Raw genomic sequence first — 372 nt, forward strand, 5'->3', positions numbered from 1 at the left:
CCTGCGGCTGGATCACCTCCTTTCTAAGGAATATTACGGAAACCTACACACTTGTCGAAAATTTGTTTAGTTTTGAGAGATCTACTCTCAAAAGCGTTTACGGGCCTATAGCTCAGCTGGTTTAGAGCGCACGCCTGATAAGCGTGAGGTCGATGGTTCGAGTCCATTTAGGCCCATTTACCAATTAATAAAATACCCATTATGGGGCCTTAGCTCAGCTGGGAGAGCGCCTGCCTTGCACGCAGGAGGTCATCGGTTCGATCCCGTTAGGCTCCATTGACAATATTAATTGTCGAATTTGTTCTTTGAAAACTAGATAATATTTATTAAATTTTTAAGCAATAAGCCGAGAAACACCGCGTTTTATTAGTT

At 42.7% G+C, this 372-nt stretch carries 2 tRNA genes; both read left to right on the plus strand.

The features are described from left to right. Positions 1-101 precede the first annotated feature (101 nt). Positions 102-176: transfer RNA gene (locus AC1RPU_RS07995), tRNA-Ile, on the plus strand. A 27-nt stretch (positions 177-203) separates the two neighbouring features. Further along, a tRNA-Ala gene (locus AC1RPU_RS08000) sits at positions 204-276 on the plus strand. Positions 277-372 lie beyond the last annotated feature (96 nt).

The sequence above is a fragment of the Dellaglioa sp. CoH-55-MRSF-7 genome, assembly GCF_056782235.1.